Source organism: Bdellovibrio sp. BIS2 (genome assembly GCF_055398295.1).
In genome coordinates, this window is record NZ_AP035879.1 from 986,293 (window position 1) to 1,010,824 (window position 24,532).

The 24,532-nt window shown below is 51.7% G+C and carries 21 protein-coding genes; 12 read left to right on the forward strand and 9 right to left on the reverse strand.

Annotated elements, in window-relative coordinates:
- Nucleotides 1-43: 43 nt before the first annotated feature.
- Nucleotides 44-814: a TatD family hydrolase gene (locus tag ACZ520_RS04825; RefSeq protein ID WP_088565963.1), complete on the forward strand. Its 771-nt coding sequence runs from the start codon at nucleotides 44-46 to the stop codon at nucleotides 812-814.
- Here the strand turns inward: ACZ520_RS04825 and ACZ520_RS04830 are convergent.
- Nucleotides 777-1,709, reverse strand: a complete 933-nt coding sequence (locus tag ACZ520_RS04830; RefSeq protein WP_088565962.1) for a S1 family peptidase — start codon at nucleotides 1,707-1,709, stop codon at nucleotides 777-779. The two genes, ACZ520_RS04825 and ACZ520_RS04830, sit on opposite strands and share 38 nt — an antisense overlap.
- 245 nt (nucleotides 1,710-1,954) lie before the next feature.
- Here ACZ520_RS04830 and ACZ520_RS04835 point away from each other — a divergent pair, with 245 nt between their 5' ends.
- From ACZ520_RS04835 to tpiA, 7 genes are all read left to right on the forward strand, one after another.
- Nucleotides 1,955-3,409 (forward strand): beta-sandwich domain-containing protein, encoded by a 1,455-nt coding sequence (locus tag ACZ520_RS04835; RefSeq protein WP_088565961.1) that lies wholly within the window; start codon nucleotides 1,955-1,957, stop codon nucleotides 3,407-3,409.
- A gap of 142 nt (nucleotides 3,410-3,551) precedes the next feature.
- Nucleotides 3,552-5,144, forward strand: coding sequence for a beta-sandwich domain-containing protein (locus tag ACZ520_RS04840; protein ID WP_417870070.1), 1,593 nt, complete (start codon nucleotides 3,552-3,554; stop codon nucleotides 5,142-5,144).
- Between the two features lie 54 nt (nucleotides 5,145-5,198).
- Nucleotides 5,199-6,563: a beta-sandwich domain-containing protein gene (locus ACZ520_RS04845; RefSeq protein WP_464127669.1), complete on the forward strand. Its 1,365-nt coding sequence runs from the start codon at nucleotides 5,199-5,201 to the stop codon at nucleotides 6,561-6,563.
- A gap of 105 nt (nucleotides 6,564-6,668) precedes the next feature.
- Nucleotides 6,669-7,637 carry a beta-sandwich domain-containing protein gene (locus ACZ520_RS04850; RefSeq protein WP_464127670.1) on the forward strand — a complete coding sequence of 323 codons (969 nt, stop codon included), beginning with the start codon at nucleotides 6,669-6,671 and terminating at the stop codon, nucleotides 7,635-7,637.
- Between the two features lie 147 nt (nucleotides 7,638-7,784).
- Nucleotides 7,785-8,792 carry a type I glyceraldehyde-3-phosphate dehydrogenase gene (gap, locus tag ACZ520_RS04855; RefSeq protein WP_011163580.1) on the forward strand — a complete coding sequence of 336 codons (1,008 nt, stop codon included), beginning with the start codon at nucleotides 7,785-7,787 and terminating at the stop codon, nucleotides 8,790-8,792.
- A 3-nt stretch (nucleotides 8,793-8,795) separates the two neighbouring features.
- Entirely contained in the window at nucleotides 8,796-10,001 is a 1,206-nt protein-coding gene (locus ACZ520_RS04860) for a phosphoglycerate kinase (RefSeq protein WP_464127671.1), read from the forward strand.
- A gap of 142 nt (nucleotides 10,002-10,143) precedes the next feature.
- A complete protein-coding gene (gene tpiA / locus ACZ520_RS04865) occupies nucleotides 10,144-10,869 on the forward strand; it encodes a triose-phosphate isomerase (protein ID WP_374032286.1) in 726 nt (241 codons plus the stop codon).
- 3 nt (nucleotides 10,870-10,872) lie between these two features.
- Here tpiA and ACZ520_RS04870 read toward each other — a convergent pair whose 3' ends face one another.
- The 3 genes from ACZ520_RS04870 to asnS all read right to left on the reverse strand — a co-directional run bounded on the left by ACZ520_RS04870 (nucleotide 10,873) and on the right by asnS (nucleotide 14,194).
- Nucleotides 10,873-11,307, reverse strand: coding sequence for a phosphoenolpyruvate carboxylase (locus ACZ520_RS04870; protein WP_464127672.1), 435 nt, complete (start codon nucleotides 11,305-11,307; stop codon nucleotides 10,873-10,875).
- A gap of 14 nt (nucleotides 11,308-11,321) precedes the next feature.
- Nucleotides 11,322-12,464 (reverse strand): hypothetical protein, encoded by a 1,143-nt coding sequence (locus ACZ520_RS04875; protein ID WP_464127673.1) that lies wholly within the window; start codon nucleotides 12,462-12,464, stop codon nucleotides 11,322-11,324.
- Between the two features lie 338 nt (nucleotides 12,465-12,802).
- Entirely contained in the window at nucleotides 12,803-14,194 is a 1,392-nt protein-coding gene (asnS, locus tag ACZ520_RS04880; protein WP_088565953.1) for an asparagine--tRNA ligase, read from the reverse strand.
- A 527-nt stretch (nucleotides 14,195-14,721) separates the two neighbouring features.
- Between asnS and ilvA the strand changes: the two genes are divergently transcribed.
- Nucleotides 14,722-15,933 carry a threonine ammonia-lyase gene (gene ilvA, locus ACZ520_RS04885; protein ID WP_088565952.1) on the forward strand — a complete coding sequence of 404 codons (1,212 nt, stop codon included), beginning with the start codon at nucleotides 14,722-14,724 and terminating at the stop codon, nucleotides 15,931-15,933.
- Here the strand turns inward: ilvA and ACZ520_RS04890 are convergent.
- The 4 genes from ACZ520_RS04890 to ACZ520_RS04905 form a co-directional block, all read right to left on the reverse strand.
- A complete protein-coding gene (locus ACZ520_RS04890) occupies nucleotides 15,850-16,728 on the reverse strand; it encodes a substrate-binding periplasmic protein (protein WP_088565951.1) in 879 nt (292 codons plus the stop codon). The two genes, ilvA and ACZ520_RS04890, sit on opposite strands and share 84 nt — an antisense overlap.
- Nucleotides 16,729-16,818: 90 nt before the next feature.
- Nucleotides 16,819-17,421, reverse strand: coding sequence for a peptide-methionine (S)-S-oxide reductase MsrA (msrA, locus tag ACZ520_RS04895; RefSeq protein WP_088565950.1), 603 nt, complete (start codon nucleotides 17,419-17,421; stop codon nucleotides 16,819-16,821).
- A 46-nt stretch (nucleotides 17,422-17,467) separates the two neighbouring features.
- On the reverse strand, nucleotides 17,468-18,868 hold the full coding sequence (locus ACZ520_RS04900; RefSeq protein WP_374032289.1) for a hydantoinase B/oxoprolinase family protein: 1,401 nt from the start codon (nucleotides 18,866-18,868) through the stop codon (nucleotides 17,468-17,470).
- Nucleotides 18,865-20,124, reverse strand: coding sequence for a hydantoin utilization protein (locus ACZ520_RS04905; RefSeq protein ID WP_464127674.1), 1,260 nt, complete (start codon nucleotides 20,122-20,124; stop codon nucleotides 18,865-18,867). Before ACZ520_RS04905 ends, ACZ520_RS04900 begins: the two co-directional genes overlap by 4 nt.
- A gap of 188 nt (nucleotides 20,125-20,312) precedes the next feature.
- On the opposite strand from ACZ520_RS04905, the gene hisC reads away from it, so the two are divergent.
- From hisC to ACZ520_RS04920, 3 genes are all read left to right on the forward strand, one after another.
- A complete protein-coding gene (gene hisC, locus ACZ520_RS04910) occupies nucleotides 20,313-21,431 on the forward strand; it encodes a histidinol-phosphate transaminase (RefSeq protein WP_088565947.1) in 1,119 nt (372 codons plus the stop codon).
- Nucleotides 21,432-21,443: 12 nt separating this feature from the next.
- On the forward strand, nucleotides 21,444-22,097 hold the full coding sequence (gene cmk, locus ACZ520_RS04915) for a (d)CMP kinase (RefSeq protein WP_464127675.1): 654 nt from the start codon (nucleotides 21,444-21,446) through the stop codon (nucleotides 22,095-22,097).
- Nucleotides 22,098-22,319: 222 nt separating this feature from the next.
- A complete protein-coding gene (locus ACZ520_RS04920) occupies nucleotides 22,320-23,198 on the forward strand; it encodes a TIGR02285 family protein (protein WP_374032292.1) in 879 nt (292 codons plus the stop codon).
- Here the strand turns inward: ACZ520_RS04920 and ACZ520_RS04925 are convergent.
- Nucleotides 23,195-24,487: a hypothetical protein gene (locus ACZ520_RS04925; RefSeq protein WP_464127676.1), complete on the reverse strand. Its 1,293-nt coding sequence runs from the start codon at nucleotides 24,485-24,487 to the stop codon at nucleotides 23,195-23,197. The two genes, ACZ520_RS04920 and ACZ520_RS04925, sit on opposite strands and share 4 nt — an antisense overlap.
- Nucleotides 24,488-24,532 lie beyond the last annotated feature (45 nt).

Consider the following 24,532-nt stretch of genomic DNA (forward strand, 5'->3'; position numbering starts at 1 on the left):
AACAAGCTAGACAGTAGTTGCGCATATTGAATATACTAGAAATATGGAATGGATCGATATTCACGCACATTTGAATATGCTCGAAGAGGGTGTTGAAGCCGCTATCAACAATGCGAAAGCCGTGGGCGTGAAGAAGATCATCACCATCGGCACCCAGCCGGAAGACCATCCGATCGTTCTGGACATCGCCCGCAAATATTACCCGGAAGTGTATTGCACACTGGGCGTTCACCCTCATGACGGTGGCACCTATACAGAAGCCGCCGGCAAATTCATCGAAGAACATGTCACTGAGCCTTGTGTGGTGGCTGTCGGTGAAATCGGTCTGGATTATTATTACGATAATTCCCCGCGTGAACTTCAAAAGGAAGCCTTCCGCGCACAGCTGGAAATTGCCCGCCGAACCAAAATGCCGGTGGAAATTCACACCCGCGATGCGGAAGAGGACACCATCGAGATTTTAAAAGAATTCAAAGGTGAAGTGAATGGCCTGATCCATTGTTTTACCGGCACGGAATGGCTGGCTCGTCAGGCTCTGGATGTGGGATTTAATATCTCTATCAGCGGCGTGGTGACATTCAAAAGTGCCGATTCTTTGCGCGAGACAGTGAAGATGCTGCCGCTGGACCGTATCCATGTGGAAACCGATTCACCGTTCCTGGCGCCGATCCCAATGCGCGGGAAAAAGAACACGCCGGCTTATGTTATTCACACGGCGAAGTTCGTGGCTGACCTTAAAGGGATCAGCCTTGAACAATTGTGTGAACAGACGCGTATCAATGCTCTGAAAATGTTCCCGAAAATTCAGTGGTAGCTTGCAGCAACTGAGCTCGCGTGGTTTTGATCCACGGTGCAAAGGGTGCCACCTTGGTGGCCTGGGCGATGCCAGCACAACTGACCTGTCCGTTCGGCAGGCGTTTGCCATAGACTGCGGAATTAACCCCGATCACTTTTAGCACGCCGTTTTCATGTGAAAACTGCGGCCCGCCAGAATCCCCCTGACAGATGAACACCGGAACCTTTGAATTCAACCAGTAACGGTCGCCGTAGCGATTGAACTGGGAATCAATCTGCATGACGCCGCGGTGAAGCTGCCCCAGATATGCAAAGAGGTCTTCATTGGGCTTACCGGTATAGTCCTTAGAGCGCCCAAAGCCATAGACGTAAACACTTCGCCCGGAATAATTCCCTTTGGTGTCGGTGTCTATACTGACGGTGGAATAGCCTTCCGGAATCCCACCATCAAAGGTCGCAATGGCGATGTCATGATCATAAAGTTTGGTGGAGTTAAATTTTGGATGGTGTTTGTACGCCAGTCCCCGGCGGGTGGTTTCTCGCACCAGCATCTTGCGGCCGAAGATTTCATAGTTGTTCGTGAAAACGATATTGAATCCCGTCATGCCTTTGATGCTGTCATCAAAGCAATGTCCGGCGGAAAGCACCGTCTGCGGGGCGATCAGGGTGCCGGTGCAAAATGCCAGAACCTGATTATGTCTGTTGACCATCTCAATCAGCACCACACTTCGGGCGGCTTGAGTGCCGCGTTCCCGAATCGGGTCTCCGTTAATAATTCCGGTTTGGGACGTGTCTGCAGGCTCTTCCGCTGCGGGCCCGAAAGAACGTGGGCTGCAGGCCGTCAGGGCGAGGGTCGCGGCCAAGGCGGCAACCAGGGTTGTTAGGGCCGGGGAGGGGCTTTTAAATGAATTCATGGGGTGACTCCTTGATGTGATCCTCAATTGCTATCGCACCCTTTGCGGGGTCACCCGTTTTCTTTCTGAAAGCTGCAAAAACACAGTTCCCATGAGGACTTGGGAGCGCCGCCGAAAAAGGACCTGCTGTCTAATTCTGAGTCAGTAAAAAATGCCGAGCTCAAAATTAGAGCTTATTTAGGAACCATTGTGGAGGCACGAACTTTGGAATAATTCGCTCTGTCTATTAAAACAGGAGCGTTTCCATGAAGAACACACAATGGGTGGCGGGTTTGCTTGCCGCTGTGACTTTGATTCAGGCCTCAGCTCACGCTGAGATTATTTCGGACCTGCCAGGCTTTGAGGACGGTGGTTCTCAAGGACAGACGTTCCGTCCGCCTCCTCCGCCGATGCCCAATGAAGGTGTGACCCGTCAGTATACCGACGTGGCGAACCTGGATCAGATCAGCCGCAAGTCCGGCGGTGAAGCCTATCGCTTTAATCTGGTGCAGCCGACAAACCTGAAGTATCTGGAACTGACCGTGCAATCCAGCCGTCTGAAAATCCATGAAGCGACCGTGATGACCGTGGGCGGTCAGCGCTACATGATCCGTGAGTTCCATAACAGCAATGTTCTGGAGACGGGCACCCAGTTGACGTCTGAAAACCTGAATATCAATGACGACATTCGCACTATTGAGCTGCGTATGGAGTCTTATTCCCATGCCGCGACGATTTCTTTGAAAGCCGTGGGGGACAGAGCTGTTCCTCGCATGTCTGTGCAGCGCCCGGTGATTGTGGCCCCGCCGTCGCAGCCGAATCGTCCGACTCAGCCAACTCAGCCAAGCCGTCCGGTGGACACTCGTTTGAGATCCGGTGACGTGGTGGTGTCTGTAAGTTCTCAAGGCAAATACTATGACGGCCGTGTTGTCGAAGTTTATGGCAATGGCAAAGTCCTGGTTCGTGACGAGGACGATGGCAAAACCTACGTTCGTGATATTTCCTCTGTGGGTAAACGCATTTCCTGCGCTTCTAACGGCCTGTGTGAAGGTGAGGAGGTCATGGCCTATCCAGTGGGTTCTCAAGCCAAGGCCTATGTGGGTAAGATCATTGCGATCTATTCCAACAACATGGTGAAGATGCGTGATGCTGATGATTCCAAGGACTATTTCCGTGATATCAAGGTCATTCATCGCCGCTTGAGCTGCCTGGAGTCCCTGTGTGTGAAAGACCGCGTTCTTTCCCGGTCGGGTGATGGCACGAAATACTATAGTGGCGTTATCGATGTCATCTACTCCAATGGTGTGATCCTTGTGCGTGACGATGACGATGGTAAGGTTTACTCCCGTACAAAAGAGATCGTCTTTAAGTCCGTGCAGTGCCACAGTTCAGGTCTTTGCATTAAAGACCGTGTGATGTCGAAGTCCGGTGACAAGTACTACTTCGGGTCCGTGACGGGTGTTTATTCCAATGGTCTGATCTATGTGCGCGATGACGATGATGGTAAATCCTATGCACGTCAGCACAATGTCGTATTTAAAGAGATGAAATGTGCCAACGGGTTCTGCCGCGGTGATCGTGTTCTGTCCACTCTGAGCAATGGCCGCTACTATGCGGGCCGTGTAGAAGGAGCTTATGCCGGTGGCTTGATCTCGGTTCGAGATGACGACGACGGTAAGGTGTATCTGCGTCCTCATACAGTCTTGTCCCGCGCCAGATAGTCGGAAGTGCCCTTGGGCGCCCCCTGTCCACCAATGAGACAGGTGACCAGCTTTAAAACAAATTTATCGGTGCTTGAGGCCGCCCGCAGGCGGCACGAACCTTGGATTACTGCCTGCGGAACCAAAACAGTATGGAGTCTTTATGAAACGTCGGTTGATTGCCACTGTGCTTGCGACACTTTCCATGATGCAAAATGCTCATGCAGACATTATTTCGGACCTGCCGGGCTTTGATGATGTCGGCGGCGGCATGGAATTCCCGCAGCCACCGAAAGAGCAAGGGGCAGATACAACGACCACGACGACGTCTTCAACTGCCACGTCCACGGTGCAGCGCCAGTACACGGGCGAGGTTCAGGTGCGCGAGATTTCCCGTAAGAAAGACGGTGAGATCCGCAAGATCACTCTGGCAGAGGCTTTGACTTTGCAAAATATGGAAATCAAAGGGCGTAATGCCCGCGTGAAAATTCACGAGGTGACTTTGATTCTGGCAAATGGCCAGCGCTCGGATGTTCGCGAGTACCGTAACGCCGCTGTTTTGGATATCAACGCCACGGCGTCTTCCGGCAATCTGAATTTGAACCAGAAAGTGACTGCAATAGAAATCCGCGCTGAGTCCTATGGTGGTATCAGTGAATTGAGCGTGAAAGCGGTTTCTGATCTGGGTGTACCACGTATGACGGCGCAGGGGCCGGCAGTCGCGCAACCAGTGACGCCGACAGCTCCTCCGGCTCCGGGTCGCACTCAAGAATCCACGGCTATTGCTGTGGGTGATAGGGTTCTGTTTGACAACGGCACGAGCTATGTCGGCACAGTGAAAGAGATCTTCGTGTCCGGTAAAGCCCGCGTGAGCTTCCCGGGTTACAGCCAGGATTCTATTCTGGACCTGAAAGACCTTGCACGCTCAATGAACTGCCAGGCCACTCAGTGTGTCGGTGACCGCGTTCTGTTCGATAATGGAAATCAGTATGTGGGTATGATCAGCATGGTTTTCGCCAACGGCGTTCGTCAGGTGAAGTTCCCAGGCTACAGCGATCCATCTTTCATCAAATCGACAAAACTGACCAAGTCCGCGCAGTGTGCGGGATCTGTTTGTGTGGGTGAAAGAATCATCTTCAATAATGGCAGCGGTTACTATGCGGGTACTGTGCGCGAGACGTTTGTAAACGGAATGGTTTCCATCAAGTTTGACGGATATAGCGACCTGAGCTTCCTTGACCATAAAAGATTGATGAAAGGACAGAGTTGCGCCAGCGATATTTGTGTGGACACGCGAGTCATGTTCGATAATGGCAGCGGAAATTATCTGGGCCGTGTCACTGAAATTTATGCTGATGGCACCGCGAAAATCAAATTTGAAGGTTACAGTGAATACAGCTTCATCAAGACTTCGCGTCTGGTGAAAGTGGTGTCTTCTGTGAAGGGTTACAGCGGCGGCACTCGCGTGCTGTTCAATAACGGTTCGGGCTATTATGTCGGAACCGTGCGCGAGGTGTTTGCTGATGGCACGGCCTCTATCAAGTTTGATGGTTACAGTGACCTGAGCTTCATCAAAGTGGATCGTTTGGGACGTCAGGCGGATTGTCATAAAAACATCTGCACTGGCAACCGGGTGATCCTGAACGGCCAGTACGCCGGCACGGTTCGTTCGGTTTACACCAACGGTTATGCCCTGGTGAAATACGACGGTTACAGTGATGCGAGCTACACAGATGTTTCTCGCCTGTCCAAATAAGAAGATTTTAATTTAAAACCAGTAATATCAATATTTGCAATTTCGGAGATTGTTATGAAAAAGAAACTGATCCTTGGAATGTTGGCTGCTGCAGCAGTACTGCAGGCGGCACACCCTGCGATGGCACAACACAATGACAACCGCCCGGGTCGTTATCCCGAGGCTCCGCCGATGCCGCCACCTCCTCCGGGTCAGTATCTTCAGGAAGGCACTCTTGAGATTCAGGGTGTGACCCGTCGTTCAGGCGGGGAGTGGTATCGCATCAGTCTGCGTCGTGCGGTTTCTTTGGAGCGCATTGAAGTGGCGGCGTTGGCAATGCGTTTGAAAATTCACGATGCCAGTGTGATCACTGAAGACGGCCAGCGTGTTTCCATCCGTGAATTCCGCAACACAGCGGTGTTCGGTGTGGGTTCCCGCGCGGTTTCTGAAAATCTGAACCTGCGTTCCCGCATCGTGGCTATCGACATCCTGGCTGAATCCTATGGTGGTTATGCCGATATTCGTGTCACGGCTCTTTCCACGGACAGCCGTCCGCAACTGGTTCTGGGGAATGTGCCGCAACAACCGGGTGGCAACGGCAATGGCGGTCACAACGGTGGGCACCATGGCGGTGGCAATAATGATGGTCATGGTGGTGGCAATTATGCGTGCGTTCGTCGTGCCGATGTGACTCGCAGTCTGGAGCAACAGGATGTGGAAATGGATGCTTGGTCGCGCCGAAAGAACGCAGCCAGCTACAATTCCGTGGAATACAACATGGCCGACCGTGAGCTGAAAGCAACAGCGGCCAGAATGGTTCAGATCGCAAAAAGCAATGAAGCCAAAGAAACCAAGATGGAAAAACTGGAGGTTTTGGGCGCCCTTTACTTCCAGAAAATGAATCAGCAGTCGTACAACTCCACTCAGTACAATGCGTACTCTGAGGTGGGAAGAGCGATCTTCGGCGCGATGGAAAACGGTCTTAAACTGGCGTTGGATTGTGACATCAGAACCACAGCTCAGTTGCTGGCTCGCGGGGATGAGTATGTAGGAAAAATGAACACCTACTCCTACAATTCGGTTCCATACAACGCCTACAGCAAGATGGCTCAGCAGGTTTATGCTGCGGCCCCGAACTACTATGAGCAGGAAGTTCGTCGCTTGGACAAGACCTTTGTTAAGATCGATGAGGAACTGGATGAAAACCACAGAAAGATGAATTCCTATTCATACAATTCTGTAGGGTATAATTCTTACGCTGCCATCATCCGCAAAGGTGTCGAGTTGTCTCAAGGAAGTCTGCGCCGTCTGGTGCCTCACATGAGCAGCCTGCAGCGCTTTGATCTGGTGAAGCACTTTGAAGGTCGCAAGAATGCGTACTCGTACAATTCACTTCTTTACAACCACTTTGCTGCGATGAAAGAGATCGCGGCTCGTTAAAATGGTTTTAAGGGAATTTCGGTTCCCTTTTGACACTGGTTTTCTTGGCACAAAGTTTGGATATAGGGTCAACGGATTCACTAATCAGTCTTTTAAGGAGACTTTATGAAAAAGAACCTCGTTCTAGGATCAGTAATTGTCGCTTCCCTTGTACAATATACAAGCCCTGCGTTTGCGAATAAGGAAGTTATCGGCGGTATCATTGGTGGTATCATCGGTGGCGGTATCGGTACGCAAATCGGTAAAGGGAACGGCAACAAAGCAGCTATCATTATCGGAGCTGTAGCTGGAACATTGATTGGCTCCAAAGTCGGCAAGGACTTGGATGAAGCTGATCGTCAGGCTCTGGCAGAAGCACAAAGACGCTCTTTGCAGGACAACCTGGGCAGCCGTCGTGATTGGGATGGTCGTCATTATGGTTCCCGCACGGGTGCGCGCGGCAGCTTCACTTCCACTCGTGAAGGTTACAACAACCGCACGGGCGAATACTGCCGTGAATACACGTCCATCATCTATCTGCGTGACCGCACCGAAGAAACCCGCGGATATGCATGCTCCCGCCGTGATGGTTCCTGGTATGAAGTAAAAGAAACGGAAGTTCGCTTCAATGGCCGTGGCAACGGTGGTGGTCGTCATAACAACGAACCAATCCGTCCTACTCCGGCTCCGACTCGCCCAACTCCTCCTCCAGCTCCGGGTGGTCAGTATGGCCACGGTTATGAAGGCACCGCTCAGATCAGCCAGATCACCCGCCGCACGGGTGGTGAGTGGTTCCGTGTGACCCTGCGCTACCCAATTGCTTTGGATCGTATCGAGATCCGTGGCTTGGCTGCGGGTGTTAAAATCCACGACACGACTGTGTATACAGAATCCAACCGTCGCATCCAGGTTCGTGAACTGACTAACACGGGCACTGTTTACGCGGGTGATACGGCGATTTCCGAGAACTTGAACCTGCGTGAGCGCGTTCAGGTGATCGACATTCGTGCTGAGTCCATGGGTGGCGTTGCCGACGTACTTGTGAAGGCGATTTCCAGCGAAGACCGTCCTTCCCTGACAGTCAGCCGTTACTAAAAAACATCAGTGCCGCCCAAGGCGGCCCTGAGAGCGGAAATTTTAAGTAATTTTCACTAAAAGCCAGTCTATGACTAACAGTGTCTAGACTGGCTTTTTAGTCTCCAAAAGCCGATATTGAGTGGGTTTAAAACAAGGAGCTCACTCATGTCTAAGTTGCGTGTTGGTATCAACGGTTTTGGTCGTATTGGTCGTGTTCTTTTCCGCGCGGGTTTTGAAAAATTCGATATCGTCGGAATCAATTCTCTGGACAGCATCGAAGGTGATGCTCACTTGCTGAAATACGACTCTGCCCACGGCGTGTTCAACGCTGACGTTTCAACTGAAGGTCACAACCTGATCGTAAACGGTAAAAAAATCGCTGTTTCCAAAACCCGCAATCCAGCCGAAGTTCCTTGGAAGGATCTGGGCGTCGACCTTGTTCTTGAGTGCACTGGCGCATTCAAAAAACGCGAAGATTTCATGCAGCACATTTCTGCTGGTGCAAAACGCGTTTTGGTTTCCGGCCCTGCTGAAAAAGGTGCGGACATCACAATGGTGTACGGTATCAACCACGAATCTTACGATCCATCCAAGCACGTTGTGGTTTCTAACGCGTCTTGCACGACAAACTGCCTGGCGCCTTTGGCGAAAGTTCTGAACGACACCTTCGGTATCGAACACGGTACCATGATGACTGTTCACTCTTACACGAATGACCAGAAGATCCTGGATGCTCCTCACAGCGATTTGCGCCGTGCCCGTGCTGCGGCGGTCAGCATGATCCCGACAACAACCGGGGCTGCGAAAAACGTGGGTCTGGTATTGCCAGAGCTGAAAGGTCTGATCGACGGTATCTCCGTGCGTGTTCCGACTCCGAACGTTTCTTTGGTGGATTTCACATTCACTGCAAAGAAAGACGTAACCCGTGAATCCGTGAACGAAGCTTTGATCAAAGCTTCTGAAGGCGCGATGAAAGGTGTTCTGGCAGTAGAACACAACGAGCTTGTCAGCGTGGACTTCAACGGCAACAAACATTCTTCCATCGTCGATCTGGCAACAACCATGGTTGTGGGCCCGCGCATGGTGAAAGTTCTTTCCTGGTACGACAATGAAACTGGCTTCTCCAACCGCATGGTGGACGTTGCCTTGCACATGCAGAAGAAAGGTCTTTAATTCATGGCTAACGGTCTTAAAGGCATCAAGACAGTTCGTGATTTCGAGTTGGCAGGGAAAGTTGTTTTCCTGCGCTTGGATTTGAACGTTCCAATGGAGAACGGCAAGATCACGGACGAAAACCGCATCACGGCATCTTTGCCGACAATCAAGTATTGCATGGAACAAGGAGCGAAGCTGGTTATGGCTTCCCACCTGGGTCGTCCCAAATCCAAAGACGACACAGAGTTTTCTTTGGAGCCTGTGGCAAAGCGCCTGCAGGATCTTTTGAATGCGGAAGTGATTCTGGTGGAAGAACCGGACTCTGACGCTCCAAAACACCTTTTGCCTTCTCTGAAACCAAATCAGTTGATCCTTCTTGAAAACGTGCGTTTCGAAGAAGGGGAGACAAAAGATTCCATCGAGTTCGCGCAAAAGATCGCCAACTACTGCGACGTTTACATCAACGACGCTTTTGGTGCTTCTCACCGCGCTCACGCGACCATTCATGCTTTGCCTTCAGTGATGAAGGACAAAGGTATCGGCTTCCTGATTGAAAAGGAAATCACGATGCTGGATTCCCTGCTGCAAAACCCAAAACGCCCGTACATCGCGGTGATGGGTGGTGCGAAGGTTTCTGACAAGATCGCAGTTATCGAACGCCTGATGGACGTTGTTGACGGTTTCATCGTGGGTGGCGCGATGGCGTACACTTTCCTGAAAGTTCAGGGCCTGCCAGTCGGTAAATCTTTGGTTGAAAATGACAAACTGAAATACGCCAAAGAAATGATCGAGCGTATTGAAGCCCGCAACAAAACCATTTTGTTGCCGGTGGATCATGTGGCGACCAAAGGCATCACGGACACAGCGCACGCGCATGTGACCAATGATGTGGCGATCGCAGAAGACGAGCTGGGTGTGGACATCGGTCCTAAATCCATCAAGAACTTCTCTGCGGCTTTGCGTGAAGCGGGCACTATTTTCTGGAACGGCCCTATGGGCATCTTTGAAAATCCGGCCTTCGCAAAAGGCACTTTCGGTGTGGCAGCAGCCATTGCTGAAAGCAACGCAGTTAAGATCGTGGGTGGTGGTGACTCTGCAGCGGCGGCGGAAGCTTCCGGTTTTGCTGGGAAAATGACCCACATTTCCACTGGTGGTGGTGCGTCTCTGGAATACCTTCAGGGCGACAAGTTGCCGGGTCTTGAAATCCTACGCACCAGAATTCGCTAAGGACGGCTGGTGAAAAGGGCCCATCTGACTTCGTTGTCGGCGGGCCTTCTCGCTCCGACGTGCTTGGAGCACGCCTGCGCTGCGAGGGCTCACCTCCGCCTTGCATCTGAACCCTTTTGACCAGCCTTAAAGGATAGACGTTATGAAAAAGATTTTTGCTGCTAACTGGAAGCTTTTTAAATCTCCAAAAGAAACGCGTGAGTTTTTTGCTCAGTTCAAGGAACTGGCGGGGAAAGCAACGGGGGAAGTGGTCTTTTTCCCTTCGGCGATTTCTTTGGAAGCCGCCAGTGAATCTTTGAAAGGTTCCAGCATCAAGTTTGGTGCACAGAACTGTTATTTTCAGGCACAAGGTGCTTTCACCGGCGAAAACTCTGCGCAAGTGGTAAAGGATCTGGGCGGCAGCTACGTATTGATCGGTCACAGCGAACGCCGTGCGATCTTTGGTGAAGGCGATGCCCTGGTGGCAGACAAAGTCGCTTTCGTTCAAAGCCTGGGCCTGACACCAATGTTGTGCATTGGTGAAACCCTGCAAGAGCGCGAGTCTGCAAAAACTTTCCGTGTTCTGGAAACTCAACTGAATCTGGGTCTGGCGAAGGCCGACAAATCCAAACCTGTGGTCATTGCCTACGAGCCGGTTTGGGCAATCGGCACGGGGAAGGTGGCGACGCCGGAACAGGTGGCGGAAACCCACACCGACGTTTTCAATATTCTAAAAGGACTGGGTTTTGAAACGGCACCGATTCTTTATGGTGGCAGCGTAAAGCCGGACAATGCGGCGGGTTTGATCAAACAACCGCACGTGAATGGTTTCCTGGTCGGGGGAGCATCTTTGGAAGCAAAGTCTTTCAGCGAGATTGCTTCCGTTTAGGATTTATCCGTTGCCGTAGCGCTTTTGGCGCGCGGCGGATTTGACAGCGTCTTCGACCAGTTTGGCGTCAGACGGGGAAAGCTTCTTCAGTGATTCGAGGAAGCTTTTTTTATTTTTCTCATACAGTGGCAGCACGATTTCACCTGCGAACTGTGTCGGATCTTTTTTCAGCATTTCCACAGTCACACGCAGGATCTCGGCATCCAGTTCGGGTGTGTTTTTTTTGACGGCCGCTTGCACCGCGCCTTCCAGAGCTTCAAACACTTCATCCTGTGCCTTCATGTCGGCTTCAGTCAGTTTGGTGTTTTCGTCCGCTGTTTTGACGGTTTCAAGCTTCAAAGCCTGCAGTTTTGACACTTCAGCAGTCACCGCATCAGCCGCCATTGCAGGGGCTGCGCAGAAGGAACAAAGGATGGCAATAAGTGCGAATTTTCTCATTGTACTTTCCCTTCTTACGGTTTGATCATCACGCCGATCATTCGGTACGGCTTACCCTGTTTCGCGTAACGACGCGCTTTAGGAGAGCTTAGGAATGAATTGTTGGAATAGAAATCACTGACAAATCCACCGTTATCACCCCAGTCCGTCTTGATCTGAACGTCACCGGATTCTTTGGTACCATTATGATAGACGATCACTGCGCCTTTTGGAACATCCGCAGGACTTTTGATCATGTTGCGGTACTTGGGATTGTCCATCAGATTGATCATGCCCTGGGCTTTAAGGTCACGGACCGCATCGCGGGCATGGCCTCCAGGCGGATAACGATCAATCATGTCACCACCCATCAGGGCACGTTTGACATAGCGGTAACAGTAACTTGTAGAACGGGAGCGTTTGTTTCTCATCCCGTAACGAATGGTGTTTTTGACTTCTTTGCCTTCAGAATAACCCATGATCATTGGATCATCGGACCACTTACCGGCCGCGGCATTCTTGGGAATCGATGTGCTTGAAGACCGGCTGACTTCTTTGCGGACGTCATCCAGGTTCTGCAGATTGCGTTGTGCAGTTTCACTGGGTTTGGTCGTGGAGCAGTCTTTACAAGTCGTGATAAAGCCACCCTCGGTTTGACGAGGATCTTTGTTCTTGGCCAGGTTCGGATCCACTTCCGGCATCTGATTGGCTTTTACACTTTCTTTGGTCGGCAGAGTCGGGCGGGCTTCAGTTCCTTCCACCGGCATGCCTTCCCCATCGCGAATCGCACGGGAAGTCAGTGCAACTTCAGGATCCTGCACCTCGGAACCGTCTTTGTCTTTAAAAGCCAGCCATGGATCTTTCTGAGAGAAATAAACCCAGACCTCATCGCCTTCTTTGGTTTTAGTTTTACCGCCGCCCACTTTTGTGATGCGGACCTTGACACCATACGAACCGGTGCGCTTCAGTTTGCGGGTTTCCAAAACGGTGCCTTCAGAATCTTTGGGAACCACGGACACCAGGTTTTTGGCTTTGCCGCGGAAATCAACCGAGGAGCGGGCATTCAGGTCTCCAGAGAAGACCACATCCTGCAGCTCTTGAGGAATATCGGCCAGCGCTGAGCTTCCGCTCAGAATCAGGGCTACAGTGATGCGCAGTGCTCGACTCAATAAATTCAAATTGATACTCCTTAGGGGCTCTTCGGTCTTCTGTCCAAAAGGTGAAGCGTTTGCATCGCAAACCGGGCGAAGGTCCTGCCTAAATCACTCATTGTTAATGAAAGTACGTGCGAAGTGTTGCGGTCATGCTGTCTTACTCTGAGATACCTTTCCTGAAGTTGAATGTGTGGCTCTTGAGGAAGGCTTCAATATTTGTACCGCGTATAAGTTGATTGTGGTGAGGCTGAGGGGGCTTCCACTGTCAGGGTGGATGAAATCGTAAAGAAGATTTTCAGGGGCGGTTTCCCGATCCGAAACAGAAATAAAAAAGGGGATCCGGTGATCCCCTTTGAAAGTTACTAGAACAAAGCGTTCTTCGGTGTGCGCGGGAACGGAATCACGTCGCGGATATTTCCCATTCCAGTCACGTACATCAGCATGCGCTCGAAGCCCAGGCCGTAGCCCGCGTGCGGGAAGCTGCCATAGCGGCGCAGATCCGTATAGAAGGAATACTCTTCCGGATGCAGGCCCACTTGCTTCATGCGGGATTCCAGTTTTTCCAGATTGTCTTCACGCTGGGATCCGCCAATGATTTCGCCAATGCCCGGAGCCAGCAAGTCCATGGCGCGAACAGTTTTGCCGTCTTCGTTCAGCTTCATATAGAAAGCCTTGATGTCCTTCGGATAATCCGTCACAAACACCGGCTTTTTGAAGTGCTCTTCAGCCAGGTAACGTTCATGTTCAGACTGCATGTCGATGCCCCACTGAACCGGATACTCGAATTTCTTCCCGCATTTTTGCAGGATCTCGATGGCTTCGGTGTAAGTCACGCGCGCAAAGTTGTTGTTCAGGACGTTGTTCAGTTTGTCGAACAGGCCTTTTTCGATGAACTGGTTGAAGAACTCCATTTCTTCCGGGCATTGCTCCATCACGTAGCGGATGATGTACTTGATCATGTCTTCCGCCAGTTCCATGTTCGCCGTCAAGTCAGCAAAGGCGATCTCGGGTTCGATCATCCAGAACTCGGCCGCGTGGCGGGAGGTGTTGGAGTTTTCCGCACGGAATGTCGGGCCGAACGTGTAAATGTTGCGGAAAGCCGCGCAGAAAGTTTCACCGTTCAACTGACCGGACACAGTCAGGTTGGTTTCCTTGCCGAAGAAGTCCTGGCTGGCGTCAATGCTGCCGTCTTCTTTGCGCGGTGGTTTGTCCAGTTTCAGTGTGGTCACGCGGAACATCTCGCCCGCACCTTCCGCATCAGAGCCGGTGATGATCGGCGTGTTCACGTACACAAAGTTCTGTTCGTTGAAGAACTTGTGAATTGCGTAAGCCAAAACAGAGCGCACGCGGAAGACCGCGCTGAAGGTGTTGGTGCGCGGGCGAAGGTGTGCGATCTCGCGCAGGAATTCCATGCTGTGACGTTTGTTTTGCAGCGGGTATTCCAGATCGGCTTTTTGCACGATCTCGATTTTGGAAGCCATGACTTCAAATGTTTGACCCGCGCCCTGGGATTTTACAACCTTGCCAGTCACCAGTACCGAGCTGGAGATGGAAAGAGCTGCAACATCAGCGAAGTTTGCCAGATGAGTATCAAAAACCACCTGCACACCTTTGAAGAAGGTGCCGTCATTCAGTTCGATGAAGCCGAAATTCTTTTGGTCGCGGATTTTGCGAACCCATCCGGAAAGATAGACTTCTTTGTCCAGATGCTTTTCTGTTTCTCTGAATAGCGATTTTACGAGTGTGGTTTTCATAGGGACCCTTTCAACAGTCCGATTAAAATATCGTTCTTTCGCATGCTTGTCTAACAGACGCGCGCAAATTCCCTCGGTGCCTTTGCAGTCCAGAATTGGGGCGACTTCGCGACACAGCCTCGGGATGCTTGTAAACGGCCTCAAATTGCGCATAACGCGAAAAGTCATTAGTCATTTTGTGACGTCATTTCAATAGCTTAAATTGAGACCGCCTCTTGCTGGGGTCTGTGGACGGGCCTAAGATGAATGAATCTTTCAAAGGAGCACGTATGTCGGACTCTACACACTTTCGTCGCTGCCACCGCTGCGACACCGTAAACTCGGCTGACGGGGAGCTTGTGACGACCTGTGAATGCTGTGGAAAGCACCTTGCACCCTTCTATTTTTTCGACGAGAGTAGGGCCATGGGCATGACCGATTCGAATTTTTACTCCAGCCTTGGAGTAAGGGTGTCGTCCGATCGTTTGCCCCATAAAGAGTATCCTCCGGTGTGGGGATTAACTGTGTATTGGGAGTCCTGATCCAAAATGAAAGTCAGCTTTGCAGACATCCAAAAAGCCCGTGAACTTCTGAAAGACATCATCTGTCCCACAGAAATGAGCCATTCCATCAGTGCCAGCAACCTGCTTAAAAGCGAAGTGTATCTGAAGTTTGAAAACACTCAGCGCACGGGCAGTTTTAAATTCCGCGGGGCCTATAACAAGATCTCGAATCTGACGGCCGATGAAAAAGCCCGTGGTGTGGTGGCAAGCTCTGCCGGAAATCACGCTCAGGGCGTAGCACTTTCAGCAAAACTGGCCGGGGTTAAATCCACCATCGTGATGCCGGAAACAGCCTCGATCAGCAAAGCCTCTGCGACCCGGGATTACGGCGCCAATGTTGTGCTGAAGGGCGAAATTTACGACGAGGCTTTCGAGCACGCTCAGAAACTTGAAAAAGAACACGGCTATACCTTTGTTCATCCGTACCAGGATCCGCATGTGATCGCAGGTCAGGGAACTATCGGGATCGAAATCCTGGAAAAGGTTCCGGATCTGGACACGGTGATTGTTCCCATCGGTGGGGGCGGTCTGATCAGTGGTGTGGCGTTGGCGGTGAAGGCCATCAATCCAAAAATCCGGGTGATCGGCGTGCAAAGTGACCGTTCACCGGGAATGGCGCATCTTTATAACAAACAGCCGCTGTCCCAGATCAAACGGGCGGCAACGATTGCTGACGGCATTGCGATCAAAAATCCGTCGCAGGTGATGCTGGATAATTTCATTTCCAAATATGTCGATCAGGTTGTGACTGTCAGTGATGACGAAATCGCTGAGGCGATTGTGTTCCTGATGGAAAGAGCCAAAACCGTGGCCGAAGGGTCCGGTGCCGCCGCGATGGCCGCAGCCATGTCCCGCGGCCTGGATCTGGGGAAAAAGACCTGCGTGATTATCAGCGGTGGTAACATCGATTTGAATATCGTTTCCAAGATCATCGACCGCGGTCAGATTCTGCGTGGAAGACTGTGTGAATTGTCCGTGATCGTGGATGACCTGCCGGGGAATCTGAGCCGTTTGACCCAGGCGATTGCTTCCCAAAAAGCCAATATCCTGGAAGTTCGTCATGACCGTGTGTCGAAGGGGCTTTCCTTGCGTGAAACCCGCATCGACTTCGTTCTAGAGACTACGAGCATTGAACATGTTGAACGGATTAAGCGGGCTCTTGAGGAAACTGGAGCCAAGGTTGTCCAAAGCACCTAATGAAATCCCTGAGGGCTGTTCCCAGTCCTTCAGGTTGTACTTCTGAAGAATCCGCTGCAGCTCTCCGCTGCGGCGAAGTTCCTCCACCCCACGAGTCAGAATTTCTGCGTACTCCTGCGACTTCGGATTGTTCGGCGAAAAAGAGATGTAAAGCGCCGGATCGTGATTTTCAACCCAGCCTGCAACTTTCATATTTTCCATGGTGATCTTGGCGGACACGGACGTGTACTGCAGCACCACCGGATTTTCGATAAAACCATCCAGGCGTCCGGCCTGCATCATGCGAATGACCTGCTCCAGCGGGCGATCCCCGGAAAACGGAATGAAAGAACGATGGCGGGAGCGGATCAGGTTGTCGACACTGTCACCATAGGTATAGCCATTGATCACGCCGATTTTCATGCCCTGCAAAGACGGGCGGCCTTTGTAAGTCCAAGTGGAGTTCTTAGGGACGAAGTAGGCATTTTTCATGATGCCCAAAGATTTCTTGGGATAGATAAAGTCCGGTGCATCCACCACACTGCAACCCATCAGGCCCTGCACGCGGTTGCTGCGGGTGTCTTTGATGGCGCGAACCCAGTTGGAAAGTTTCACCTGCACCTTGTGGCCGTGTTTTTCAAAAACGGTGCGGGCGATTTCCACCATATAACCGGGAGTTTCAGAATCAGGATTGCAAACGTAAGGGCACCAGAAATCAGAGCGGAAAGAGATCACGTCGGCACGGGCGTGCCCCGACACGAAGACAGTTGCTGACAGAATCAATGCGACAAGTGCTTGTTGAACTCTCAGGTGCATAAGGCCCCTCTCCTTACTTACCCTTATGCAATACTGTGCGGTTCCACAAGTTGCACGGACAAAAGAAGGACCTTTCTTATATGTAACCTTTTACTGCTTAAATTCGATTTTACGTTCGAAGTGACAAGTGTATCCACCTGGATTCTTTTGTAAATAATCCTGATGATACTCTTCCGCGGACCAAAAATCGGCAGCTTTGATGATCTGAGTAACCACGGGACTTTTCCAGGCTCCTGACTTGTCCACACGAGCTCTTACAATTTCTGCCTCATCTTTTTGTTTATCAGAGGTATAGAAAATGGCACTGCGATACTGGGTGCCGATGTCATTGCCTTGACGGTTGTTCGTCGTCGGATCATGAATCTTGAAGAAGTAAAGCAGCAGATCCTGATAGGTGATCTTTTCCGGGTTGAAGGTGATCTTCACGGTTTCGGCGTGATTAGTCGTGCCGGTTTTTACTAGATTGTAGGTCGCATTTTTGGTTTCGCCGCCCATGTAACCAACTTCCGTTTGGGTGACGCCCGGAAGTTTGCGCAACAAATCTTCCATGCCCCAAAAACAGCCGCCGGCCAGATAGGCCACTTCAGACGTACTCACGGTGTTTCCTTTCTTGGCAGACGGGGGTGTCTTGGCCTCAGAGTTGAGGCCCACTAACAAACCCAATGCTGCGAAAAACATAAAAAGGTGTTTCATGCCTGATATGTTATCACCGACAAAGGACTCTCGCTAGAGTCCTTTGTTATTCTGCACGACCATAGCCGCCACCAGAACCTGAACAAAGTGTCAGGATGTCTTTAGCCGCAAATTTTTGCTGTCCCAAAACGGGAAGTGATTTTGCCACCTCACCTTGTTCCAGGGTGACTTCGGCTGGATCGCCATGGCTGCAGGTTTTCAGCAGGCGGGGGCGATGCAAGGTCAGGTCGGTCATCCAGGTGGCGGAAAGGTCTCCGCACACCTCGATCTTCATCACCACACCACGACCGCCGTTGAATTTGCCTTTGCCACCGTTAGAGTGGCGTTGATCCACACGCAGAACCTTGATCGGGAAATCGCGTTCCAGTTGTTCCAAAGAAATTGTATCCAGATGCGCGCTGACGCCGTCACGGGACGCTTTCGCGCCTTCACCGCCTGGCAAAGTCAAAAGTGCATGTTTGCTGCCGGACTGAAGATCAAATTGCAGGGCACAGTGGCTGCCCAATGAGGATTCCTGTTTGTGGTGAATTTGTGCCAGCGCCAGTTCGATTGCGGACTGCAACGCCGCCACCCCGCAGGTCATCCCTTTGAAAGTCGGCGCTGGATATTTACCCACCAGCCAGCAGCCGGAAGGTTTGGTGATTTGCAAAACAGAGAATGAACCGGAATTCGCCAGGTCCGTGAATCCGTAATGACGGCTCAGGGCATGGAAGCAGGCGCCATAGGTCGCGGATTCCGTCATGGAAACTGTTTTGGCCGCCGTGGTGCCGCTGAAATCCAAAGAGATCTTGCCATCCTGGATTTCCATATTCAGGCGCAGCAGTTCACCGCTGTCCAAAACCACATCCACGCGGGCTTCGCCCGAAGCGCTTTCAGAAATCTTTTTCGTCGCCGCTTTCTTCGAGATGCGCAGATAGTCTTCGATCAGCTCGCCGGTCACAGTGAAACCCGTCAGCTCAATCGCATCCACCAGTTTTTTTGCACCGGCGGTCAGATCAGCCACTTGGGCTTTCAGCCAAGGCACGAAATCAGCGGGGCAGGCCGGATGGGCCTGCATGGCTGCCAGAATCATTTCATTCAACTGGTTTTTCTGACGAAGGGGTGTCGGCGGAATGCGCAGGCCTTCTTCTTCGATGGATTTGACGATTTTCACCTGGGTGTCCAAAGGACGGCGCGAAACCCACAGAAGATCCTCTGAAACCGCCATGACAAAAGTCATCTCGGACAACAGGCTTCCGCCGCTGTAAGGGTCATTCAAAAGGGCGATGTCGCCTTCCTGAAGTTTCAGGTACTTCGCCGCAGTGCCGGCCGCGGTGGTCAGTGTGCCATAGGTCACTGGTTGCTGACCGCGCACACCCAGGACATCACCGTCCAAAGTCATCAGTGCGGATTCGCCCACCAGGAATTGATTCAGCAAAGAATGCAGAAGTTCGATTTGATAGTTCATTTGGACTCCTTCAGGGCTTTCATGCCCCACAGGGCCGTGGCTGCGGATTCACAGAATTCATCAGCTGCCACTGTTGTGTGCGGATCTTTTTTGAAGATATTGGCAAACAGCGCCGCCAAAGGACCCGTCACCAATAACTTTTGCTGATCACGCTGCAGGAAGGATTCCACCGCCAGTCTTTGCACGGACAGGCTTTGCAGTTCTTTGGTCAGATGATTGAAGTCATTGTCTTTGAACGTGCTGATTTTGGAAAGAGTCAGCAGGGAGGTTTTAAAGCGCTGAATTCCCTGGGCGGAAACACGGTCTTCCAGGCCTTCCAGTTTGGAAAGCTTTGGATTTTCGGACCACAGATCCAAAAGACTCATTTTTTGCCCGCGACCCAGGAACATCGGCCCCGGTTCCCAGCCTTCTTCCTGAGTCAGGAAGTCAAAACGCTCAAAGCCGTTCAAACCAATTCCCAAAGTGGGTTGAATGCCCAGATTTTTTACTTTTACGTGGCGTAGCTCCACCGGTCCCCAGCAACTGTTCCATTGGGCTGCCCAGCGGGTCGGAGAAATCAAAGTGAAGTATTCAAGGCCCAGATACAGAACATCAGACCCCAAGGACTTGTTCCAAAGCCCCAGGGCGGTGGAAGCGGCAAACTGGCTGCTGATTTCTTTTCCGGATTCTTCCTGGAAAAGTTCACCGCCGGCATCCAGGAAGTGAATGTCTTTTTTATCCAGTGCGGACTCAAGGCCCGCATACACGTCTTTTTTCAGGTCCGCAAAAACGCCGGAAAGAGTGGCGTTCAGGGCATTCTGAGTCCAGCGAGTGACTTCGTGAGGGTTGTCGCTGCTGGCCGGAGCAAACACTTCAATGCCTTTTTCGGTGAAGAATTTTGTCGCCGCGTTCAGATGCACGGGATTGGTCGCAGAGTGCAACAGGTTCAGGCAGACTTTTTTGCAGCTCATCAGTTCAAGCTTTGCGGCAATGGCTTCCAGTTCCTCGGTTTGCAATGCGGTTTCCACACTGCCGTCTGCGCGCACGCGTTCACGCAGAGCAAATTGCAGATCCTTGCTGGTCAGCGCTGCGGGAGTTCCGCAAAGATCCAGCCAGTGTTCCAGTCCTTCGGTGCTGACGTGAGCCACAGCGCCACTCAGTTTGTAGTCCAAAAGTTTTTTGGGAACGCGCAGGCTGATGAAAGCCTTCTGGATTTTTCCATGGGGCGCGATGAACTGGGACAGTGAGGATTTAAGGCTTTCACGAGAGTGAAACACTCTCTTTTGCGCAAGGGGACTGGAGTCTGACAGGAGTGAGAATTCGGCGAAAGATTCACCGACGCTCACGCCGAGCACGAGGCTGTTTTGCATTTTCGAACGCTCTCTATTGAAATTGCACTGGAATGTTGTTAAGTCTTAGTCGGACAGGTATAGCAAAGTATTCTCTCTAAGAAAAGGATTCTAAAGTGAAGATTTCTCCCGAAATTTTGAATCTGGTGCCCTACAAACCTGGAAAGCCGATTTCCGAGACCCAACGTGAGTACGGGCTCACAACGGTCTACAAGCTCGCAAGTAACGAGAATCCTTTGGGTCCCAGCCCGAAAGCCATGGCGGCTGTGAAGCAGGCTTTGGATCATCAGCACCTGTATCCGGATCCATCCCACTATGAGCTTTTGCAGACTTTGTCGAAAGAATGGGGCTTCCCGACAAAACAACTTGCTATTGGCAACGGCAGCGACGAACTGATTGATTTGTTGTGCCGTATTTACTGTGAGCACCATGACGGTGTTTTGACATCTGCGGCAGCGTTTAATGCCTATGAAGTCAGCGCTCCGGCGAACCGTGCCGTGATCCACAAAGTTCCAATGGCGGAAGGATACCGCTTTGATCTGCCGGCGATTGCGGATTATTTCCTGAAACACCCGGAAAAAAACATCCGTTTGATTTTTGTCTCTAATCCCAACAATCCTACCGGCACCTACGCGACCAAAGCGGAAGTGGAGGCTTTCCTTCAGAAAGTCGGTAACCGCGACGATGTGATGATTATTTTCGACGAGGCCTATAACGAATTTGTGCGTGCCAAAGACTATGCATCCGCACAAGGTTATATGGGACAGTATAAAAACCTGATTGTTCTTCGCACTTTCTCCAAAATCTATGGCCTGGCGGGTTTCCGCCTGGGGGCGATGATCGCGCCGCCCGAGGTTGTGGAGGTCTTTAACCGTGTGCGCAAACCATTTAATGTCAACGATTTAGCGCAAGTGGCTGCAAATGCGGCTCTGCAAGATAAAGAATTTATTGAGCGATCGCAGCAGATTTGCTGGAAAGGGCTTGATTACTTCTACAAGAAGTTAGAAGAATTAGGCCTGCCGTACATTCCATCTCAGGGAAATTTTGTCATGTTTGACACTCTCCGCGACGCCGCCAAGGTGAACGAAGCCTTGTTACGTCGTGGGATTATCATGAGACCGCTATTGAACTATGGGTTCAAGACGCATCTGCGTTTGAGTGTAGGGCGCGATCATGAAAATGAAGCTGCTATGTCAGCTTTGGCGGATGTTTTAAAAGAAATCACTCCGCTGTAGTTTTGGAGAATTATGGGAATGGTAATTACGATTGATGGCCCTGCGGCCTCCGGAAAATCTTCAGTAAGTCGTGAGCTGGCTCGTCGTTTGGGCTGGCAGTGGGTTTCTACGGGTGCATTCTATCGTGGTTTGGCATTTGCCGCTCTTCAATTGCAAATTGATCTGGATGACGTTTCCACTTTGGCCAATCTGACTCACGATCCGGTATGGAGCGTGAAGATGGATGATGAACGCACTCGTGTGTTCTTCAAAGACCAGGACGTCACCGACCAAATCGCTCACGAAGACGTGGGCAATTTCGCAAGTAAAGTCAGTCATTATCCGGAAGTGCGTAAGGCGCTATTGGATGCTCAACGCAACTGTTCTGCCGGCCCTCAAGGTCTGGTGGCTGAAGGCCGTGATTGTGGCACCGTGGTATTTCCTTCTGCGGAAGCCAAGGTTTATTTGACTGCTAACAGTGAACACCGTGCGGCCCGCCGTGCGGCAGAGTTGGGTCTGGACCATGGAGACATGGTGAAAGCCCAGCAGCAGCGTGACCTGCAAGATTCCACTCGCAAAGTGGCTCCGATGGCCGTGCCAGAAGATGCTTTGGTTGTGGACACAACGGCACTGAATCTGAATCAAGTCGTAGACGCCGTAGTAGAATACGTAAAAAACAAAATCTAAGGGCGGCCGCTGAAAACGGCTCATCTGACTGCGTGTTGAGGGCTCCTGCCCTCAACACTTCGGACTGACGCGCAAAAATAGCAGGATACTATTAGTCGGGGAGCCGACTTGCGCTTGAACCGTTTTGAGCGACCTTGGTCTGTCGGGAACTCCAGTAATTTGACAGAGATCCTGTGCGAGTTTTCCGTTGGGGGCTTTGTTCCGTTAATCTTAAAAGGCTTTATGAAACGCAGCCTTTTTTCTTTTATTTTTTCATTCTTTGGGATGTGGCTCTTGCCACAAATTGCTGGGGCGATTGAACCGCCGCCGCAGAAGCCTGCTATTCAGTGGATCGTGAATGATTTCCCTCCGTTTTTGGTGCTTTCAGGCGAGGGAATGATGGTTGATATTTCACAAGCTAAGGGACCTTTTGCCAGCATTTATCAGGAAATAGAACGGGCCTTGCCGGGTTATTCGCACCGTTTTGTGCGGGTGTCGTTCACGCGGGCGGAAAAGCTTTTCAGTGGGCAGGGTGGGTATTGCACGGTGCTTTTGCAAAAAACGAAAGAGCGGGAAAAATTTCTGATTTTTGGCGACGAACTGGCGCGGGCTTTTCCTGTGGGGCTGGTGGTGCACGCCAAAGGCACGCCGGGGATCCGGGATGATCAAAAGGACGTGGATTTAAAAGAGCTGCTGGCCACCGGGAAATTTCGCCTGGGGGTTATTCAAAGCCGTGCCTACACCCAGCAGATTGATGACATTCTTTCCCACAGCGGGCATGCGACAAAGATTGTCGGTGACAGTGCCATGGGAAATCTTTTTTTGATGCTGGAAAAAAAGCGGGTCAACGGTGTTTTGGCTTACGCACTGGAAAAAACCGATTACGAGCGCAACAATATCGCCGTGCCTGCGCTGAAATTTTTGAATGTCAAAAACATGCCCAACCATATTTCGGTGTGGGCGTCCTGTGAAAAATCCCTGCGCGGCGAACAGATTTTGAAAGATCTGACCCGCGCCGTGCGTGAAAAAAATGTGAAGGGCAAAATCTATAAGTACTTCATGCAGGAGCTTCCGCCGGACATGAAAAAAAGTTACCGGGATCTGTACGACACTCCACCTTAGTTCCAGCGCAAATCAGCCAGGGTCAGGGCTTTCACGGCCAGGGCCGTGGTGTAACCAGTTGACCTCCACACCACCGGAAATCTTGCCACAAATGTGGCGGCAAAGAACACCTGACCACTCCAGAAAAGCTTTCCGGTGGAATCTTTTTGGGCCTGCGACAGCAGGAAATTCAACCCCCGGCGCACACGCTCCCGATGCCATTCATTTTTGGGGTCGCCCAGAATTAACAATGTATTCAGTGCCCAGGCGGTGGAATGGGCATAATCCGGCCTTGCCATAAAGCTGTTTCGCCAGGAGCCGTCTTTGTGTTGCAGGGCCAGAATATAGTTCAGCAGCTTTTGTCGCGAGGGCTCCAGACACGAAGCCCCGGCATTGATCGTGGCAGCCATCGCATAGGGCAGAGCATAGCGGCTGGGATAGTACATTCCGCAGAAATAGAACTGTCTTTTTTCAACAACGCGGTTCAGGTGCCGGCAACTGGCCTGATAACCGGGTCCTTCGGTTTTCCTGGCGTAGGTCAGAAGTTTCAGCACATTGGCATTTACGACGCAGTCGACGTCGTTGACGTTGAACGGAATCCGCGTGCCTCGATGAGGGGCTGCAAAGATATTGCGTGGCATGTCCGGATCTTTTTCGTCCCACAGCCACGTCATGAAGGCCCCGGTGTTCACGTGCAGTTGCGCGGCATTGTAAGTGTGGGGAAGGCGGGACAGGTCGCGGGCTGAAGAAAAGGCGTCGATCACCTCTTCAGGCAGGGCTGCGGCCTTGTGGCGCGGGGATTGGCCGGCCTCCAGGCTTTTTAGCAAATGCAAATAGGTGTGAGTGACCGAGGTGGTGTCGGCGTCCGGCGGGATGTTGGCAAAACCTTTCCACTGCGGGGCCAGATACATGTTGCGCGGCCCGCGGGTCGGAACGCCTTTGAAACTGGAGGGTGGGTAGAAATTAAACAGGTTTCCCCAGCGATAGGGGGCCAGCCCCAGGGCGGTTTTGCGTACCATGGGTGGGATCTTGCCAAGACGGGGATTGTAAAAATAGGTCTCTGCCAGAACGTTGGAGGTGGCGGCGGCTGAAAAGGCGCTGGGCTCATCGTAAGCGACACCAAACCTGCCCACGCCGATCGCGCTGGGGACATAGGATGTCACCCGCGATCGCCACTGACCGGGCTCATAGCCTTCGCGGCCTGTCGTCTGATAGTGCGCCAGAAAATCCAGGGCCGAGTCGATGTGTTTTTCATAACGGGCCTGTGCGGTCGCACTGATCAGCCCCAGCAAAAACAGCAGGTACTTCATGGGATTGCCTCCGAATCAGACCATGAAATCAGGACAGGACCAGGG

Bases quoted from the DNA above. Each gene is read 5' to 3' on its own strand.
- ACZ520_RS04825 (WP_088565963.1), top strand. From the start codon at position 44: ATGGAATGGATCGATATTCACGCACATTTGAATATGCTCGAAGAGGGT.
- ACZ520_RS04830 (WP_088565962.1), bottom strand. From the start codon at position 1,709: ATGAATTCATTTAAAAGCCCCTCCCCGGCCCTAACAACCCTGGTTGCC.
- ACZ520_RS04835 (WP_088565961.1), top strand. From the start codon at position 1,955: ATGAAGAACACACAATGGGTGGCGGGTTTGCTTGCCGCTGTGACTTTG.
- ACZ520_RS04840 (WP_417870070.1), top strand. From the start codon at position 3,552: ATGAAACGTCGGTTGATTGCCACTGTGCTTGCGACACTTTCCATGATG.
- ACZ520_RS04845 (WP_464127669.1), top strand. From the start codon at position 5,199: ATGAAAAAGAAACTGATCCTTGGAATGTTGGCTGCTGCAGCAGTACTG.
- ACZ520_RS04850 (WP_464127670.1), top strand. From the start codon at position 6,669: ATGAAAAAGAACCTCGTTCTAGGATCAGTAATTGTCGCTTCCCTTGTA.
- gap (WP_011163580.1), top strand. From the start codon at position 7,785: ATGTCTAAGTTGCGTGTTGGTATCAACGGTTTTGGTCGTATTGGTCGT.
- ACZ520_RS04860 (WP_464127671.1), top strand. From the start codon at position 8,796: ATGGCTAACGGTCTTAAAGGCATCAAGACAGTTCGTGATTTCGAGTTG.
- tpiA (WP_374032286.1), top strand. From the start codon at position 10,144: ATGAAAAAGATTTTTGCTGCTAACTGGAAGCTTTTTAAATCTCCAAAA.
- ACZ520_RS04870 (WP_464127672.1), bottom strand. From the start codon at position 11,307: ATGAGAAAATTCGCACTTATTGCCATCCTTTGTTCCTTCTGCGCAGCC.
- asnS (WP_088565953.1), bottom strand. From the start codon at position 14,194: ATGAAAACCACACTCGTAAAATCGCTATTCAGAGAAACAGAAAAGCAT.
- ilvA (WP_088565952.1), top strand. From the start codon at position 14,722: ATGAAAGTCAGCTTTGCAGACATCCAAAAAGCCCGTGAACTTCTGAAA.
- ACZ520_RS04890 (WP_088565951.1), bottom strand. From the start codon at position 16,728: ATGCACCTGAGAGTTCAACAAGCACTTGTCGCATTGATTCTGTCAGCA.
- msrA (WP_088565950.1), bottom strand. From the start codon at position 17,421: ATGAAACACCTTTTTATGTTTTTCGCAGCATTGGGTTTGTTAGTGGGC.
- ACZ520_RS04900 (WP_374032289.1), bottom strand. From the start codon at position 18,868: ATGAACTATCAAATCGAACTTCTGCATTCTTTGCTGAATCAATTCCTG.
- cmk (WP_464127675.1), top strand. From the start codon at position 21,444: ATGGGAATGGTAATTACGATTGATGGCCCTGCGGCCTCCGGAAAATCT.
- ACZ520_RS04920 (WP_374032292.1), top strand. From the start codon at position 22,320: ATGAAACGCAGCCTTTTTTCTTTTATTTTTTCATTCTTTGGGATGTGG.
- ACZ520_RS04925 (WP_464127676.1), bottom strand. From the start codon at position 24,487: ATGAAGTACCTGCTGTTTTTGCTGGGGCTGATCAGTGCGACCGCACAG.